The 16,277-nt window shown below is 58.5% G+C and carries 16 protein-coding genes; 4 read left to right on the top strand and 12 right to left on the bottom strand.

The features are described 5' to 3' along the window. Positions 1 to 109: 109 nt before the first annotated feature. From HY29_RS12145 to HY29_RS12110, 8 genes are all read right to left on the bottom strand, one after another. Positions 110 to 2,287: a S9 family peptidase gene (locus HY29_RS12145; protein WP_034797309.1), complete on the bottom strand. Its 2,178-nt coding sequence runs from the start codon at positions 2,285 to 2,287 to the stop codon at positions 110 to 112. 125 nt (positions 2,288 to 2,412) lie between these two features. Continuing rightward, positions 2,413 to 2,823 (bottom strand): peptide-methionine (R)-S-oxide reductase MsrB, encoded by a 411-nt coding sequence (msrB, locus tag HY29_RS12140; protein ID WP_034797306.1) that lies wholly within the window; start codon positions 2,821 to 2,823, stop codon positions 2,413 to 2,415. Between the two features lie 152 nt (positions 2,824 to 2,975). Continuing rightward, the gene (locus HY29_RS12135; protein WP_034797304.1) at positions 2,976 to 3,431 is read right to left on the bottom strand and encodes a MaoC family dehydratase; all 456 of its coding nucleotides are present in this window, start codon (positions 3,429 to 3,431) and stop codon (positions 2,976 to 2,978) included. A gap of 114 nt (positions 3,432 to 3,545) precedes the next feature. Continuing rightward, a complete protein-coding gene (locus HY29_RS12130; RefSeq protein ID WP_034797301.1) occupies positions 3,546 to 4,691 on the bottom strand; it encodes an aminotransferase class V-fold PLP-dependent enzyme in 1,146 nt (381 codons plus the stop codon). A gap of 135 nt (positions 4,692 to 4,826) precedes the next feature. Then, positions 4,827 to 6,374, bottom strand: coding sequence for an acyl-CoA synthetase (locus HY29_RS12125; protein WP_034797298.1), 1,548 nt, complete (start codon positions 6,372 to 6,374; stop codon positions 4,827 to 4,829). Positions 6,375 to 6,483: 109 nt separating this feature from the next. Then, entirely contained in the window at positions 6,484 to 7,068 is a 585-nt protein-coding gene (locus HY29_RS12120; RefSeq protein WP_241765198.1) for a GNAT family N-acetyltransferase, read from the bottom strand. Between the two features lie 17 nt (positions 7,069 to 7,085). Further along, entirely contained in the window at positions 7,086 to 8,036 is a 951-nt protein-coding gene (locus HY29_RS12115) for a sterol desaturase family protein (protein ID WP_051601462.1), read from the bottom strand. A gap of 100 nt (positions 8,037 to 8,136) precedes the next feature. Beyond that, complete coding sequence (locus HY29_RS12110; RefSeq protein WP_034797289.1) at positions 8,137 to 9,441, bottom strand: Xaa-Pro dipeptidase; 1,305 nt, start codon at positions 9,439 to 9,441, stop codon at positions 8,137 to 8,139. Positions 9,442 to 9,584: 143 nt separating this feature from the next. On the opposite strand from HY29_RS12110, the gene HY29_RS12105 reads away from it, so the two are divergent. Both HY29_RS12105 and HY29_RS12100 read left to right on the top strand, forming a co-directional pair. Next, positions 9,585 to 10,496, top strand: coding sequence for a crotonase/enoyl-CoA hydratase family protein (locus tag HY29_RS12105; RefSeq protein ID WP_034797286.1), 912 nt, complete (start codon positions 9,585 to 9,587; stop codon positions 10,494 to 10,496). Between the two features lie 6 nt (positions 10,497 to 10,502). Next, positions 10,503 to 11,471, top strand: coding sequence for an alpha/beta fold hydrolase (locus HY29_RS12100; RefSeq protein ID WP_034797284.1), 969 nt, complete (start codon positions 10,503 to 10,505; stop codon positions 11,469 to 11,471). 20 nt (positions 11,472 to 11,491) lie between these two features. Here the strand turns inward: HY29_RS12100 and HY29_RS12095 are convergent, their stop codons facing one another. The 4 genes from HY29_RS12095 to rpsF all read right to left on the bottom strand — a co-directional run bounded on the left by HY29_RS12095 (position 11,492) and on the right by rpsF (position 14,336). Then, the gene (locus HY29_RS12095) at positions 11,492 to 12,991 is read right to left on the bottom strand and encodes a replicative DNA helicase (RefSeq protein ID WP_034797281.1); all 1,500 of its coding nucleotides are present in this window, start codon (positions 12,989 to 12,991) and stop codon (positions 11,492 to 11,494) included. A 130-nt stretch (positions 12,992 to 13,121) separates the two neighbouring features. Further along, positions 13,122 to 13,712: a 50S ribosomal protein L9 gene (gene rplI / locus HY29_RS12090; RefSeq protein WP_034797277.1), complete on the bottom strand. Its 591-nt coding sequence runs from the start codon at positions 13,710 to 13,712 to the stop codon at positions 13,122 to 13,124. Between the two features lie 12 nt (positions 13,713 to 13,724). After that, the gene (gene rpsR / locus HY29_RS12085; RefSeq protein WP_034797274.1) at positions 13,725 to 13,982 is read right to left on the bottom strand and encodes a 30S ribosomal protein S18; all 258 of its coding nucleotides are present in this window, start codon (positions 13,980 to 13,982) and stop codon (positions 13,725 to 13,727) included. Between the two features lie 15 nt (positions 13,983 to 13,997). Continuing rightward, on the bottom strand, positions 13,998 to 14,336 hold the full coding sequence (gene rpsF / locus HY29_RS12080; protein WP_034797270.1) for a 30S ribosomal protein S6: 339 nt from the start codon (positions 14,334 to 14,336) through the stop codon (positions 13,998 to 14,000). A gap of 208 nt (positions 14,337 to 14,544) precedes the next feature. On the opposite strand from rpsF, the gene fabD reads away from it, so the two are divergent. Continuing rightward, the gene (gene fabD, locus HY29_RS12075) at positions 14,545 to 15,495 is read left to right on the top strand and encodes an ACP S-malonyltransferase (RefSeq protein ID WP_034797269.1); all 951 of its coding nucleotides are present in this window, start codon (positions 14,545 to 14,547) and stop codon (positions 15,493 to 15,495) included. 5 nt (positions 15,496 to 15,500) lie between these two features. After that, entirely contained in the window at positions 15,501 to 16,238 is a 738-nt protein-coding gene (fabG, locus tag HY29_RS12070) for a 3-oxoacyl-[acyl-carrier-protein] reductase (protein WP_034797268.1), read from the top strand. Positions 16,239 to 16,277: the final 39 nt, after the last annotated feature.

The following is a 16,277-nucleotide window of genomic DNA, read 5'->3' as shown; positions in this document are numbered from 1 at the left end:
GTAGGTTCGAATCCTATCGCTCCGACCATTTACGAAAGCCCGGCTCTGCCGGGCTTTTTGATTCCGGGACAAGAAAAAAGCCCCCAGCTGGATGCTGAGGGCTTAGGGATCATTCTTCGTTGAACTCCAGATCGTCGACCTTGCCGACCGCAGCGAGGGCGAAGGCATATTCGGTGGCCGTTTCCTTGAGGCCCTCGAACCGGCCTGAGGCGCCGCCATGCCCGGCTTCCATGTTGATCTTCAGGAAGTAAGGCCCGCCATTCGGTGCGTCATGACGCAGCTTCGCGGCCCATTTGGTCGGTTCCCAATAGGTCACGCGCGGGTCTGACAGGCCGCCCGTGATGAACATGGCCGGGTAGTCCTGATCGGTGACATTGTCATAGGGGCTGTAGGAGGCGATGTAGTCATAGTCCTCCTGGCTGGTCAGCGGGTTGCCCCATTCCGGCCATTCCGGCGGTGTGAGCGGCAAGGTATCGTCCGACATTGTGTTGACCACATCCACAAATGGCACGGCGGCAATGATGCCGGCAAAAAGGTCCGGATCCATGTTTGCAACGGCGCCCATCAACAGGCCGCCAGCGGACCCGCCATGGGCCACGATCTTGCCTTCAGACGTATAGCCCTTGTCGACAAGGTAATGACCGGCAGCGACGAAATCTTTGAACGTATTCGTCTTCTTTTCGAGCTTTCCGTCCAGATACCATTGATAGCCCTTCGCCATACTGCCGCGCGGATGCACGATGGCGTAGACAAAGCCGCGATCTACCAGGCTGAGGCGAGAGGTGCGGAAGTCTGCCGGGATGGTGATGCCATAGGAGCCATAGCCATACAGCAGCATGGGCGCGGTGCCATCCACCGGTGTAGACTTGTGGCGCAGGATGGTGACCGGCACTTCCGCCCCATCCCAGGACGTTGCCATGATACGCTCTGCAACATAGTCGTCAGGATTGTGGCCCGACGGCACTTCGCGAGTCTTGCGAACCGTGCGATCGTGCGTGTTCAGATCATAATCGATCACCTGCTCCGGCGTCGTCGGCGAAGAGTAATCAAAGCGCAGGATCGGCGTATTGTAGTCATAGCCGCTGTCGAGGCCGAGGGAGTAGGCCTGTTCCTTGAAGCTGATCTCATGGCTGGAGCCATCTTCGCGTGCGCGAACAATGATGCGCGGCAGGCCGTTCTCACGCTCCATGATGGAGAGGTAATCTTTCTGCGGCTGCATACCCAGGATCAGCGTGCCGGGACGATACGGGATGACTTCTTCCCATGCATCGCGGGAGGTGGAATCCATCGGCGCGCGCATCAGCTTGAAGTCCACGGCGCCGTCAAGATTGGTCGAGATGTAGAACTGGCCGTCCCAATGGACGACATTGTATTCATTGTCCTTCACACGTGGCGCAATCATGCGCGGCTCGGGGTCCGCCTCATCGGCAGGGAACCAGTAAATCTCTGACGTGGTATGTCCGGACGCATTGATGAAGATCACGTCCTCGCTGGCACTCTTGTCTATGCCGACAAAGAATTCCGGATTTTCTTCCTGATAGAGCAGGGTGTCGTCGCCGGTTTCCAGATCGCGCATCCAGACCGAGTCAGGACGGGCATTTTCGTCACGGTGGACCCAGTAGATGCGCTTGCCATCGGCGCTCCACTCAAACGGGCCATAGGCATTGTCAATGGTGACGTTCTGGTCTTCACCGGTCTCAATATTCTTGACACGGATCGTGTAGAACTCGCTGCCCTGCGTGTCGGTCGAATAGGCAATCAGCGTGTGATCCGGCGAGGTGTCGATACCGCCGAAGGAGAAATAGTCTTCATCCTTGCCCATGGCATCGCCGTCGAGAAGGATGGTTTCTTCAGCTTCAGGGTCAAAAGCGGCGGAGGCTGGCTTGCGGGCGATGATCGGATATTCTCCGCCTTCCCGGTAGCGAGTGTAGTAGGCATAGGGCCCATCGATTTCCGGAACCGAACTGTCATCTTCCTTGATGCGGCCGCGCATTTCCTTGAACAGCTCTTCGCGCAAATCTGTCGTCGGGTCTTCGACCTCTGCCTTGGTGTAGGCGTTTTCGGCTTCAAGATAGTCGCGGATGTCCTGGCGCAGAACGGACGGGTCGCGCATCACCTCTTGCCAATTGTCATCCTTGACCCAGTGATAGGGGTCATTGCGGGTGCGCCCGACCTGCGTGATCTCGTGATCAATGCGCGGGGCAACTGGCGGGGTCAGGTGTTCCGGCGCTGTCGGTGCTTTGGCTTGGTCCAGGGTTTGGGGGGCTGCGGTATCAGTTTTGGTCATCGTGCATCCGGTGCTGAGCGCAATACAGGCTGCGCTGGCGAAAAGGTAAGTAAGTCGCATGGGATCGGCTCCGCTGTTCAGAAGCCGGGATTGGATTGTATTTCAGGGCTTTGGTCCAGCCCTAATCACTCTGTGGGGCGGAAATCCAGGACAACGCCATTGATACACCAGCGCTCACCGGTTGGTGGCGGGCCATCCTTGAAAACATGGCCCTGGTGCATGCCGCACACGGCGCAGTGGCACTCGGTGCGCGGCAGGATCATCTTGAAGTCTGTCTTGGTGGCGACGACATCATCATTGACCGGCTTCCAGAAGCTGGGCCAGCCGGTGCCGGAATCGAATTTATGCTCCGATGACCAGAGCGCCGTGCCGCAGCCCTTGCAATGATAGAGGCCTTCGCGCTTTTCATCATTGTGATTGCCGGGGGTGAAGGCGCGCTCGGTGCCATCCTTGATGCCGACGCGGTATTCTTCCTCGGTCAGCAATTCCTGCCACTCGCGGTCGGATCGTTTGATCTTGGCATTGTTTGCAGACATGCTTGGGCTCCCTGGGGTTAGGCTTCAGGGATGAATATAGGGCCGGGCTTTCCTGCCTGCCAGTTTGAGCGCTGTTGTGGGCATGGCAAACAAAAAATGGGAGGCCATAACAGCCTCCCATAACGGTAGATTTGCCAGTAATGACGGGTCGCTTAACCGTACAGAACCGTGATCGCTTCCGCGACGAGGGCCGGGCGGTCCTGGCCTTCGATCTCCACCGTGGATTCCATTTTCATCTGCTTGCCACCAGCTTTCGGCTCAACGGACAGGCATTTCTGGCGCAGGCGTACCTTGGAGCCTACCGGAACCATGTTCGTGAAGCGCAGCTTGTCGGAGCCATAATTGATTCCGCGGGTCGTGCCGGATACGCGCAGGACTTCAGAGCCCAGCATGGGCAGCAGGGACAGTGTCAGGAAGCCGTGAGCGATCGGGGTGCCAAGTTCCTTGGTGGCGCGCTCTACATCCACGTGGATCCACTGATGATCGCCGGTGGCGTCTGCGAATTTGTTGACGCGGTCCTGATCGATCACGTGCCAGTCGGAAACACCGACTTCCTGGCCGGCGAGCGATTCAAGGTCTGCAAAGTCTACGTTACGTGGGTCTGCCATGTAATCCTCCTGTTTGACCTGAGTGTTTTGGCGTGTTGGCGGATAAGGGGCAAGTCTGACGGTGGGGTAATTGCGCGGTTGCTGCACCTTTCAGGCCTGGCCGAATGCCCCGTTTCAGGTCGTCAGATGGTGCGATAGCTCGGTGATGAAGCGCTCCATGTCGGCCTCAGTCGTGAAAAGGTGCTGTGTGATTCTAAGTCGGTCACCCCGCCGCGAAACGAAGATGTTGGCATCCTTCAGCTGCGACGTGAGATCATCCGGTGCGGTCTCTGGCAGCAGGGGGCAGAGATAGTGCGCGCCACGTTCAGCCTCCGGCGGGCAGTGAAGGCCCATATTGGCAAGTTGGTCAGCCAGGGCCGCATTCCGCGCGGCCAGCGTCTCTTCGATATTGCCTACACCCCAGTCCAGGATCGTTCGAACGGCAGACTCAAGAGCTGGCAATAGAGCGAAATTTGACCGTTCTCCCATATCGAAGCGCTGTGCGCCGGGGCCGTAATGGTCGGTATAGTCAATCAGTCGGGAAAAATTGGATGAGCCCTGGCGGGCAATCCAGTTCTGTTCCAGTGGATAGCCACTACGATGCTGCGGTGCCACATAGATAAAGCCGGTGGCGTAGGGCGCGAGCAGCCATTTATAGGCCGCGACGGCGACAAAATCAGGCTGCACGTCTTTCACATCAAAAGGCAGTGCGCCGCAGCTCTGCGTCAGGTCCAGCACCAGCGCGGCGCCGACCTCGCGGCATCGCTTCCCGATGGCTCTCAGGTCGATAAGGGCCCCATCTGTCCAGCGCACATTTGCGCAGGCGACGAGTCCTGTGTCCGGCCCGATCGCCGCGTGTAAGGCATCAGACAGGGATTCACCATGTTTGGCGCTGACCGTGCGGATCGCCGCGCCGGTTTGGTTCGCAAGGTTGCGCCAAATATAAACATTGGAAGGGAACTGATCTTCAAGAAGCAGGATTTTCTGCCCTTTTGAGAGCGGCAAATTGCGGGCTGCTGTGGCCAGCGCATAGCTGACAGAAGGGGAGAAGGCGATCCCATCCGTATCGGCGCCGATGAGCTCAGCCAGCAGGGGCCGCAGACGTTCCGTGTCCGCAAAGAAGTCCGTCTCCGGAATTGTCCATGGGTGCAGCTTGCGCGCAAGCCCTTTCTGTCCTGCCTCGACAGAGGTTTTGGTCATCGGCCCCATCGTCGCGGTGTTGAAATAGGCGACATCGTCAGGGATGTCGAAAAGGTGTCGCTGATTGGGGAGAGTTGTCATGTTGCGCCCACTTGGATGCGGAGTGAAAGGTCATCCTGGTTCTTGCCCATAATGACCCGATGATCCAACCCGAAACCCAGAAAGCATCCAGCCGAAAGTGCCGCAAAGTCGATATAAGCTGCGGCCTGACCTAGATCAGACGATGCGGCTGCCGGACTTGCCCCAATAGCGGTCCCGGATCAGACGCTTGTAGAGCTTGCCTGTCGCGTGGCGGGGCAGTTCTGGGTCGAAGTCTACGCTTTTCGGGCATTTGATCTTGGACAGTTCCGACCGGCAGAATTCCAGCAGCTCCTCGGCCAGCTCGTCAGAGTGGGCAATGCCTGGCATCGGCTGGACAACGGCCTTCACCGCTTCGCCGAACTCATCATCCGGAATACCGATCACGGCGACATCTGCCACTTTGGGGTGGGTGATCAGCACGTTTTCGGCTTCCTGCGGATAGATGTTCACACCGCCGGAGATGATCATGAAGGCCTTGCGGTCTGTCAGGTAGAGGAAGCCGTCCTCGTCCATCCGGCCGACATCGCCAAGGGATGACCAGTCAGGATGCTTGGGGTTGAGGGCGGAGGCATTTTTGTCCGGTGCGTTGTGATAGTTCGGCGGGGCAGTGCCGCCGAAATAGATCTGGCCTTCAGTGCCGACCGGCACTTCGTCGCCGTTCTCGCCGCAGATGTGAAGCTCGCCATGGACAGGCCGCCCGACAGTGCCCTTATGGGTCAGCCAGTCCGGACTTTTCACCCAGGTCATGCCATTGCCCTCGGAGCCGGCATAATACTCGTCAATGATGGGGCCCCACCATTCGATCATCTGTTCCTTGACCGGGATCGGGCAGGGCGCCGCCGCGTGGACGACGAATTTCAGGCTGGAGACATCATAGGATTTGCGGATCTCTTCGGGCAGCTTCAACAGCTTCACGAACATGGTTGGCACCATCTGGGTGTGGGTCACCTTGTACTTCTGGACATAGTCCAAGAAGGTTTCGGGATCGAACTTCTCCATGATGACCAGCGTCGCGCCAAGGCGCGTGAACGTCATGCACCAGCGCAACGGCGCGGCGTGATAGAGGGGGGCCGGGGAGAGGTAAATGTTGTCTGCCCCTCCACCCGCGAGTGCCTTGGTGATCTGGATCAGCACATTGTCCGTATCAATCGGCGTGCCTGGCTCCAGCGGCGGACGGATACCTTTCGGGCGGCCTGTGGTGCCGGAAGAGTAGAGCATGTCTGTGCCGGACATCTCGTCATCAATGGGCGTGACCGGGAAGTCCGTCTGATGGCTCTCCAGCGGCTGGAAGCCTGGAATGTCGCCGCCAATGGACCAGTAGTGATCCAATTGGGTGATGTCTTTCACCTTCGTGGCCACATCGGCCTTGCTCTTGCTGGCGATCAGCAAGGACGAGCCGGAATCCTCGACAATGTATTGCACTTCTGGTGCCGTCAGGCGTGATGAGACGCAGACGAAATAGAGGCCAGAGCGTTGCGCGGCCCAGCATATTTCGAAATAGCGCGGCGAGTTTTCTGCAAACAGCGCAATTGTGTCACCGGGCTTCAGGCCTGCATCGCGAAACGCGTGGGCAATCTGGTTGGAGCGTTCGTCCAGTTGGCGAAACGTGACCGTTTCTCCGGACCCGGCCATGATGTAGGCGGGCTTGTCGGGTGAGGTCTTGGCGTGGTGGCAAGGGTGCATGTCTATCCTCCAATGAACCTCGCGCTCTCTGCCGGGGCGCGTTTGGTCTGCAGGAGAGATTTTTAGTCAGACTCAACCAGACGTCCACTGGCAACGTCGCGTCATGTACTCAGAGATCGTGAAACCAGTAGTGCATGATGTGAGGCAGGCTGGGGCCGCCATGTTCCTCGGGCCAGTCGAAGTTTGCCGAAATATCAGGCCGTTTCGTGTAGCCGCGCTTGTTCCAGAATGTATCCAGAGGGGAATAGTCTACCGGCCGTCTGGGATGATCCGCCGGGCGCTCCACGGCGCAGAAGCAGGTGCGCGCATAGCCGTGCACGCGGGCGTGCTGTTCACGCGCATCGAAGAACTGGTGACCTATGCCATGGCCGCGCCAATCCGGCAGCAGAACGGACTCACCGAAATAGAATGTGCTGCGCAGGTCGATGCCTGCCCGCACCAGAGGTTCTGCGAATTCGGAATGGTGGTTTGTGATGGCCGAGCCTGTCGCGCAGCCGACAATCTTTCCTGTATCGGTCTCGGCTGTGGCGATGAAAGCATCCTTGGCAGCGGAGAATTTGCGCAGATAGTCCTGCTCATAATCGATGGTGCCAGCGTAAAGATACGGGAAGGCCTCAAAGACCTGGATACGCAGGCGTGCGAGCGCCGGAAGGGCGTCGTCCAGATCTTTGCCTGACAGGGATCGCAGTTTCATGAAGAGGTCTTTTGAACTCATTTGGGGAAGCCTGGCTGTCCGGCCTGTTCAGGGTGTTCCTTGATATAGGCCTGCTTCAGCTCAATCGAGCGATTGTGCTGGCCGTCCGGGCTCCAGCCTGGCGCATTGGCGCAGCGGCGCAGCCATCTGTCAGGCCGAAAGCCATCTGAGGCGCAGTCGCGGATGAGGCCATACAGTTCAAGGAAGGCAATCAGGAAGGGATTGTAGGTCCTGAGCTGTTTGACGATGCCGTAGATCGGTTTGTCGTCTTCCAGCTCTGGCACATAGGTGCCGAACATCTTGTCCCAGATGATGAAGACGCCCGCATAATTCGTATCCAGATAGCGCGGATTGATGGCGTGATGTACGCGGTGGTGGCTGGGCGTGTTGAAGACGGCTTCAAACCAGCGAGGCATCTTGTCGATGGCTTCGGTGTGGATCCAGAACTGATAGAGAAGGTTCAGGCCCGCAACGAAGAAAATGACGTAAGGGTGATAGCCAACCAGCACCAGCGGAACACCGAGGAAGATCAGGCCGGTGAAAGGTCCGAACCAGGGCTGACGCAGGGCCGTGGTCAGATTGTAGTGCCTGGAAGAATGGTGCGTTGAATGTTCCATCCACCACCAGCGTGCCCGATGTGCAAAGCGGTGCTTCCAGTAATAGATGAAATCATACAGCACGAAGGCTATCGCGAAGGACCACCAGGTTACCGGCTGTGTCAGCACCCGGTAAGGCCAGGCGAGCGACATCATCCAAAGTGCGGCGGCGCCGGTCAGCGTGTTGACGACGACATTGCCTGCGCCCATGGCGAGCGAGGCGATCGCATCTTTCGTCTCATAACTGCCGTGCCACTTGCCTGTCTTGACGGCCCACCATTCAAGGATAACCGAGAAAACAAAGACAGGTGCCGCAAGCGTCGTGACTTCCGGCAGAGGCATGAACTCCATAACATCAAGACCTTCAGGCATTGCAGCAGATGAACCTGCCCATGCGGACAGGTTCACGACTTCAAGTCATGTCGCGCTTCAATGCAAGAGCCTATGCCTGTTGCAGGCTGTCTATCCAGGATCAGGGGAGGATGCGCTGTGTCAGTTCGCCATCGCGTTTGTAGACTTCTCCGCCCTTCATGACAAAGTCGACGGTTTCCAGCACGGAGATGTCCTGAACCGGATTTCCCGAGACAGCCACGAAGTCGGCCTGACAGCCGGGATTACCACAGCCCAACTCGCCTTCCTTGCCGAGAGCTTCGGCCGCAAGGCTGGTCGCCGCCTGTATGGCCTGCATTGGCGTCATGCCAAACTTAACCATACGGGAGAATTGCCGGGGATTGTCGCCGTGCGGGTAAACGCCGGAATCAGACCCGAAAATGACTTTGACGCCTGCTTTCACCGCTTTCGTGAAACTGTCGCGCTGGATCTTCGAAATGGCGCGTTCCTTGTCGAGCGATTCCTGAAGCACGCCATTCTTTTCGCCTTCAGCCAGCGTGTATTCCGTATTGTAGATATCCATGGAGAGGTATGTGCCATTATCCTTGGCCAGCTTGATCGTATCATCATCCAGGATACTGGCATGCTCTACGGTATCGATGCCGGCGAGGATCGCATTGCGGATGCCGACCGTGCCATGGGCGTGTGAGGCGACCTTCAGGCCCCGGGCATGCGCCTCTTCGGCCACGGCTGTCAGCTCTTCCAGCGTGCCTTGCGCCGCACCCAGCGAGGTACCTTTCGAGAAGACGCCGCCCGTCGAGCAGGTCTTGATCAGGTCGACCCCGTATTTGACGTTCTGGCGCACCTTGGCGCGCATTTCCCACGGGCCGGTGGCGACGCCTTCGCCGGTGAGGGCATACTCTGAGGGCAGCAGATTGTTGTCAGAGCAGTGTCCGCCAATAATGCCAACAGGCGGGCCGGACACATACATGCGGGGGCCGGGAACTTCTCCCTCATTGATGGCGTCGCGCAGTGCAACATCCCCATAGCTGGACGCGCCGACATTGCGCACCGTCGTGAAACCGGCAAGCAGCGTTTTGCGGGCATTCTTGACGCCGGTGATCGCCGCGCGCTCATCCGACAGGCTGAGGGAGTAATAGGCCGGTGTTTCCGGGTCGCCCGTCAAATGGGTGTGCATGTCAATGAAGCCGGGCAGCAGGGTTTCGGAATCAAGGGCGATTACCGTTGCCTTGGAGGGCTTTCGCACGGATTTCTGCGTGCCGCTGGCTGTGACCTTGCCATCCTCAATCACGAAGGCCGGATCGTTCACCACGGTGCCGCTGACAGGGTCAACATATTTGGCGGCGGTCAGATAGAGCGTTTCGGCGCTGGCTGCCGCGTTGAGAAGGCAGGCTGAAAGCGCCGCCAGAGTGAGTGTGCGTTTCATGGCATGGTCCCTAATTGCCCCCTACTTATCGAATTGAGGGTCTGCCTGCGTCAAGCTGGCAGCTAAGTGCCGCTGGGGAAGTCTTGACGAAGCTGCACGGAAAGGCAGCTTGTGCCCGGTTTCTAGATACTCAGGAGGAAGACATGGCCAGGCCGAAGGAATTCAAGGAAATCATTCTGGACATTGAGGATGGCATCGCGACTCTCACGCTGCACCGCCCGGAAAAGATGAACGCCTTCACGGGCACCATGATGCACGAACTGATCGAGGCATTCGACATCACAGATGCCGATGACAGTGTACGCGCCGTGATCGTGACCGGCAGCGGTGACCGCGCTTTCTGTGCCGGGGCTGACCTGTCTGCGGGTGCGGAGACCTTTGACTATGATGAGCGCGCCAAGAGTGGCGAAGAAGGCCGCACGGAAAACACAGATATTCAGCGGGATGGCGGTGGCCGTGTCACCCTGCGCATCTTTGATAGCCTGAAGCCCGTGATTGGCGCCATCAACGGCGCGGCGGTCGGTATCGGTGTGACCATGCAGCTGCCGATGGACATCCGGATCGCTGCTGACACGGCGCGCTTTGGCTTTGTGTTCAACCGACGGGGCATCAATCCTGAGGCGGCCTCCAGCTGGTTCCTTCCGCGCCTTGTGGGTATCTCCCAGGCGCTGGAATGGTGCTATTCCGGCCGTGTGTTCCCGGCGCAGGAAGCGATGGAAGGTGGTCTTGTGCGCTCAATCCATCCGCAGGCGGAGCTGATGGATGTGGCACGCGGCATTGCGCGTGAGATTGCTGACAACACGGCGGCTGTCTCCACAACTCTGACGCGTCAGATGATGTGGCGAATGCTGGGCGCAAGCCACCCGATGGAGGCGCATATTGTCGATTCCGCGGCGATCTATTCCCGCGGCAAGACGCCAGATGCGAAAGAAGGCGTCATGAGCTTCCTGGAAAAGCGCAAGCCGGTCTATCCTGTGAAGGTCTCCGACGGGATGCCGAACTTCTTCCCCTGGTGGGAAGAGCCGGAATTCAAATGGATTGGCGGCAAGGATTAGCGGCAAATGTCAGTTGACCTGCAACTGATTGAGACAAACGGCATTCGCCTGCGGGTAGCGACCGCAGGCGAGGGACCTTTGGTGATACTGGTCCATGGCTTTCCGGAAAGCTGGTATTCCTGGCGTCACCAGATCAAGGCCCTGTCAGAGGCAGGCTACCGCGTGGCCGCGCCGGACGTGCGCGGCTATGGCGGCTCTGATCGTCCGCATGCGGTAGAGGCTTATGACATGGAGAGCCTCACCGGAGACTTTGCCGGTCTGGCCGAGGCGCTGTCTCCCGGCGAGCAGGCGGTTATCGTGGGCCATGACTGGGGCGCGCCACTGGCATGGAATACAGCCCGGCTGCATGCGGACAAGTTCCGTGCTGTGGCGGGCCTGTCAGTCCCCTATACGCCGCCGGGAGAGGTGGTGTTCATTGATGCGGCGCGCAAATTCTTCACCGAGCGCGGCTTGTTCTTCTATCAGATCTATTTCCAGGACCAGGGGCCACCCGAGGCCGAGCTGGAAGCCGACCCGGCCGCAACAATCCGAAAGTTCTACTACGCCATTTCAGGTGATGCGCCGGAGGGAACCTGGCCGACGGATAAGAAGCACGGCGACACACTGCTGCACCGTCTTCCGGAACCGGACATGCCTCTGCCATGGCTGACCGAAGAAGATGTTGCCTATTATGACGCGCAGTTCCGCAAGTCAGGGTTTCGCGGGCCGCTGAACCGGTATCGCAACTGGCACCGGGACCATGCCTATTTGACATCCCATCCGTCATCGCCAATCATCGCGCAACCGTCCTTGTACATTGGTGGGACCAAGGATCTGGTTCTGAAAATGTATCCGGGTGACATGGTGGCCGCGATGAAGAAAAGTCTCGGCGATCTGCGCGGCGCGACCTTGCTGGAAGGCGTAGGACACTGGACCCAGCAGGAGCGCCCGGAAGAGGTGAGCCGGCTGTTGATTGAGTGGTTGAACAGTCTCTAAAGCGCCGCCGAGGACAGGGGCTATTCGTCGTCGAAATCGTTTGAGCGTCCGGACATGTCCAGATCGCCAAAGCGTGTCACGTTTGAATCGAAGGCGAGTTCGACGCGGCCAATCGGGCCGTGACGCTGTTTGCCGACAATGACTTCTGCCTTGCCGTAAACCTGGTCCATGCGCTGGCGCCACTGGGCCCATTTTTCGTTCGAGGCGGGATCGGTCGGATCGGCGCCGGGCTCGGACCGTGAGAGATAGTACTCTTCCCGATACACAAACAGCACCACGTCAGCGTCCTGCTCGATGGAGCCTGATTCCCGAAGGTCAGACAGCTGCGGACGTTTGTCGTCGCGCTGCTCAACCGCACGTGAGAGCTGTGACAGGGCAATGATCGGGACGTTCAGATCCTTGGCCAACGCCTTGAGGGAGGTCGTGATCTGCGTGATTTCCTGCACGCGGTTGGCGTTCGCATTGCCGGTGCTGACCGTGATGAGCTGAAGATAGTCGATCACGATCATGTCCAGGCCGACCGAGCGTTGCAGGCGGCGTGCACGGGCCGCCAACTGGCTGATCGAGATGCCACCAGTATCGTCGATATAGAGCGGCAGGTTCTGCAGCTCTTCGGTGGCTTCGCGCAGGCGCTCAAAGTCGCTCTTGTCCAGATCACCCTGGCGGATGCGGTGGGTCGTGATGCCGGTACGCTCCGCGATAATACGCGTGGCGAGCTGTTCATTCGACATCTCGAGAGAGAAGAAGCCGACAATTGCGCCGTCCACGGTTTTTTTGGAGCCATCATCCTGCAGCTCTGACCGGTAGGCGGAGGCCGCATTATAGGCGATGTTCGTCGCGAGTGAGGTTTTCCCCATGGAAGGGCGTCCGGCGAGGATGACGAGGTCAGATCGGTGAAGGCCGCCGAGTTTTTCGTCGAGGTCTCTCAGGCGCGTCGGGATGCCGGCGATCTTGCCTTCTCGCTTAAAGGCCGCTTCTGCATTCTTGAGGGATTCCGTCAGCGCTTCAGAAAAGCTGCTGAAGCCACGTCCGCTGGAGCCGCGCTCGGCCAGGTCAAACAGGCGGCGTTCAGCAAGTTCGATCTGGCGCTCACCATTCTCTTCCGGCGTCGGGTTCAGGGCGCGCCCTTGAAGTTCTCCGCCAATGCCAACCAGTTCGCGGCGCATGGCCAGGTCGCGAATCATGCGGGCATAATCGCCCACTTCGGGACCGAAGGCGGCAGAATCGAGCAATTGTTCGAGATACCGCGCGCCGCCAATCTCACTAAGCTTTTCAGCTTTCTCGAAATGCTCGCGCAGCGTCACGCCGTCAGCGATTCGGCCTTGTTGAATCATTGTGGCGGCGACGTTGAACAATTCCTGGTGTGCAGGCGCGTAGAAGTCTGATGGCCTCAGAATATCCGCGACGCGCTGATAGGAATTGTTGTCGAACAGGATGGCACCCAGCACAGCTGCTTCCGCCGACAAATTGTTCGGTGGAGTGACGGTCTCACTCGGAGCAGAAGTGTCATCAAGCGCCATGGTTAAGTGTAACTCAGCTGGGGGTGAATTGCAGGGGCAGAAACCCACTCCGGCCTGATTTTACCGGGTTAGTCACAAAAAAGGCCGCAGCTGTGAATAGCTGCGGCCTGATTTGATCAGGTGGGGAAGACTATTCTTCGTCTTCTCCAGCGTCAGATTCGTCACGCTCGGCGGCGGCCTCAGCCAACTCACCAGCTTGTTCCTGGGCTTGTTCCTGGTTGGCAGCCTGAAGCGATGCGACGATATCTTCGCCTTTCGCCTGACGCTCAGCTTCTTCGCTGGAACGTGCAACGTTGGCCTGGACCGTCGCGGTCACTTCAGCGTGCAGGCGGACAGCCACGTCGAACAGACCGATCGCTTTGATCGGGTGGTCGAGACGCACGCCCGTACGTGGAATGCTGAAACCAGCAGCTTCGGCGGCATCAGCCACGTCACGTGCGGTAACAGAGCCGTACAGTTGGCCGGTGTCGCCAGCCTGGCGGATCAGCACGAAGGATACACCCTCGAGCTTCTGCGCTTCGGCTTCAGCTTTGGCGCGGGCTTCCGCGTTACGGGCTTCAATGGCGTCACGCTCGGCTTCGAAGCGGGCGCGGTTCTTGTCATTGGCCAGCAGGGCTTTGCCTTGCGGGATCAGGAAGTTACGGGCGAAGCCGTTCTTCACTTTCACTTCGTCGCCAATGACGCCAAGGCGCTCGATACGTTCAAGAAGGATGACTTGCATGTGGGTCTCTCCTTACTTCACTTCGAACGGAAGCAGGGCCAGCATGCGGGCGCGTTTGATCGCCTGGGCAAGCTTGCGCTGGTTCTTCAGGTTAACGGCCGTGATACGGCTGGGCACGATTTTCCCTTTTTCAGAGATGTAGCGCTGCAGCAGTTTCACGTCCTTGTAGTCGATTTCCTGGGCATTGGAGCCGGAAAACGGATCGACCTTGCGGCGACGTCCAAACGGACGGCGGGCAGGGATGTTCGTGATGTTCAGTTTCTGAGCCATTTCGAGTTTCCTTCCCTAGTCGCGGCGGCGGTCTTTGCGAGAGAGAACCGGAGACGGTTCGTCGCTCAGCGTTTCGACGCGGACGGTCATGTAACGCATGACATCATCGGAGATGCGGTGCTTGCGCTCCAGTTCCAGAACAGCATCGGCAGGGCCGTCGATGTTCAGGAGGGAGTAATGCCCCTTGCGTTGTTTTTTGATCGGATAAGCCAGGTTGCGCAGACCCCAGTATTCGGTCTTGCCAACTTTTGCGCCTTTTTCCTTGAGGAAGTTGCTCAGTTCTTCGACGAAACTGTCGACCTGGGCAGGCGAAATGTCAGGTCGTGTAATCACGACATGCTCATAAAGTGCCATGTTTTCATTCCCATAGTTGAGTCATGCGGCGCCTGACAGCGGGAAACTGACCGGCGATGGCCCCTCTTCTTCCGGCTCATTCCGGAGTACCAAGGACCGCATTCCTGCGAGTGAAGGCGGGTGTAAAGCGCATTTGACGGTATTTTTCAAGCGCTTGCTTACATTGCCGGTCACCATTAGTCACACACCCAACTTGGAGAAACCAATAATGACAAAATTTGCATTTATCTTTCCAGGGCAGGGAAGCCAGGAAATCGGCATGGGCAAGACACTTGCGGATGCCTTTCAATCGGCCCGCGATGTGTTCGCAGAGGTCAATGAAGCATTGGGGCAGGATCTCTCCGGCCTGATGTGGGGCGGCGATATCGAAGAGCTGACCCTGACGGCGAATACTCAGCCAGCCCTGATGGCGCACAGCGTTGCCGCCATGCGCGCGCTCGAGGCTGAATTCGGCCTGTCTGCCAAGGATGCTGCCTTTGTGGCAGGTCATTCTCTGGGCGAGTATTCTGCGCTGGCCTCTGCCGGAGCGATCAGCCTTGCCGATACGGCCCGCCTCCTACGCATTCGCGGCAACGCCATGCAGGGCGCTGTAAAACCGGGCGAGGGCGCCATGGCGGCGCTTCTCGGCGCTGACATCACACAGGCCGAAGCCGCCTGTGAGGCCGGCCGCAAGGCTGGCGGTGTTTGCGAAGTCGCGAACGACAATGCCCCGGGCCAACTGGTTCTGTCCGGAACCAAGGCTGCGATTGATGCAGCATGCGCTTACGCCAAGGAAAATGGCGTCAAGAAAGCCATGCCGCTGAACGTTTCTGCGCCGTTCCATTGCTCGCTGATGCAGCCCGCAGCGGATGCCATGGCAGACGCGCTAAGCGGTGTGACCATCAATGCCCCGGCAACACCACTGGTCGCGAATGTGTCTGCACATGCTGTGACGGAGCCGGAAACCATTCGCCGCAATCTGGTGGAACAGGTGACAGGCCGTGTGCGCTGGACGGAGAGCGTGCAGTTCATGGTCGCTCAGGGAGTTGAAGCGACGGGCGAAGCAGGTAATGGCAAGGTATTGACCGTGATGCAGCGTCGCATCGACAAGTCACTCAACGGCTTCACCCTCGGTACGCCCGAGGATCTTGAAGCGTTTGCAGAAGCAATGAAGGGATAAGCCAGATGTTTGATCTGACAGGCCGTACGGCTCTTGTAACCGGAGCATCCGGGGGAATCGGCCGTGCGATTGCACAGGCGCTTTCCGAAGCCGGCGCCAAGGTGGCGCTCTCCGGCACCCGTGAGAACGTTCTTGAGGAAGTCGCAAGCACGCTGAAAGGCGAAAGCGCGATTGTGCCGTGCAATCTGTCTGATGAAGAGGCCGTGACCGGTCTCGTCTCCAAGACGGAAGAGGCCATCGGGCCCCTCGACATTCTCGTCGCGAATGCCGGGATCACACGCGACAAACTGCTGATGCAGATGAAAGATGACGACTGGAACGATGTTCTGTCCGTCAATCTGGGCAGCTATTTCCGACTCACAAAGAGCTGTGTGCGGGGCATGATGAAGCGCCGTCACGGTCGGATTATCGGTATTACGTCAATTGTCGGCGTTACCGGAAATCCGGGGCAAACGAACTATTGTGCGTCCAAAGCGGGCATGATCGGCTTCACGAAGTCGCTTGCCCAAGAGGTCGCGAGCCGCGGCATTACAGCGAACACAATCGCCCCTGGCTTCATCGCGTCTCCGATGACGGATGTGTTGCCAGATAACCAGAAAGAGGCACTTTTGGGCCAGATTCCCTCGGGTCGTCTGGGTGAAGGTGCTGACATCGCGGCCGCCGCAGTATATCTTGCTTCCAATGAAGCCGCCTATGTTACGGGGCAGACGCTGCACGTAAATGGCGGTATGGCAATGATCTGATTTCACAACAGTAAGGGTTAGTCATAGGACTTGGCGCTC

It is taken from the genome of Hyphomonas beringensis, assembly GCF_000682755.1.
Classification (GTDB): domain Bacteria; phylum Pseudomonadota; class Alphaproteobacteria; order Caulobacterales; family Hyphomonadaceae; genus Hyphomonas; species Hyphomonas beringensis.
The sequence above is the reverse complement of the archived record's forward strand: the minus strand, read 5'-3'. Positions and strand labels throughout refer to the sequence as shown.

What these genes read in the sequence shown, in the direction of transcription:
- HY29_RS12145 (WP_034797309.1), bottom strand. Translation starts at nt 2,287, where the DNA reads ATGACCAAAACTGATACCGCAGCCCCCCAAACCCTGGACCAAGCCAAA.
- msrB (WP_034797306.1), bottom strand. Translation starts at nt 2,823, where the DNA reads ATGTCTGCAAACAATGCCAAGATCAAACGATCCGACCGCGAGTGGCAG.
- HY29_RS12135 (WP_034797304.1), bottom strand. Translation starts at nt 3,431, where the DNA reads ATGGCAGACCCACGTAACGTAGACTTTGCAGACCTTGAATCGCTCGCC.
- HY29_RS12130 (WP_034797301.1), bottom strand. Translation starts at nt 4,691, where the DNA reads ATGACAACTCTCCCCAATCAGCGACACCTTTTCGACATCCCTGACGAT.
- HY29_RS12125 (WP_034797298.1), bottom strand. Translation starts at nt 6,374, where the DNA reads ATGCACCCTTGCCACCACGCCAAGACCTCACCCGACAAGCCCGCCTAC.
- HY29_RS12120 (WP_241765198.1), bottom strand. Translation starts at nt 7,068, where the DNA reads ATGAAACTGCGATCCCTGTCAGGCAAAGATCTGGACGACGCCCTTCCG.
- HY29_RS12115 (WP_051601462.1), bottom strand. Translation starts at nt 8,036, where the DNA reads ATGCCTGAAGGTCTTGATGTTATGGAGTTCATGCCTCTGCCGGAAGTC.
- HY29_RS12110 (WP_034797289.1), bottom strand. Translation starts at nt 9,441, where the DNA reads ATGAAACGCACACTCACTCTGGCGGCGCTTTCAGCCTGCCTTCTCAAC.
- HY29_RS12105 (WP_034797286.1), top strand. Translation starts at nt 9,585, where the DNA reads ATGGCCAGGCCGAAGGAATTCAAGGAAATCATTCTGGACATTGAGGAT.
- HY29_RS12100 (WP_034797284.1), top strand. Translation starts at nt 10,503, where the DNA reads ATGTCAGTTGACCTGCAACTGATTGAGACAAACGGCATTCGCCTGCGG.
- HY29_RS12095 (WP_034797281.1), bottom strand. Translation starts at nt 12,991, where the DNA reads ATGGCGCTTGATGACACTTCTGCTCCGAGTGAGACCGTCACTCCACCG.
- rplI (WP_034797277.1), bottom strand. Translation starts at nt 13,712, where the DNA reads ATGCAAGTCATCCTTCTTGAACGTATCGAGCGCCTTGGCGTCATTGGC.
- rpsR (WP_034797274.1), bottom strand. Translation starts at nt 13,982, where the DNA reads ATGGCTCAGAAACTGAACATCACGAACATCCCTGCCCGCCGTCCGTTT.
- rpsF (WP_034797270.1), bottom strand. Translation starts at nt 14,336, where the DNA reads ATGGCACTTTATGAGCATGTCGTGATTACACGACCTGACATTTCGCCT.
- fabD (WP_034797269.1), top strand. Translation starts at nt 14,545, where the DNA reads ATGACAAAATTTGCATTTATCTTTCCAGGGCAGGGAAGCCAGGAAATC.
- fabG (WP_034797268.1), top strand. Translation starts at nt 15,501, where the DNA reads ATGTTTGATCTGACAGGCCGTACGGCTCTTGTAACCGGAGCATCCGGG.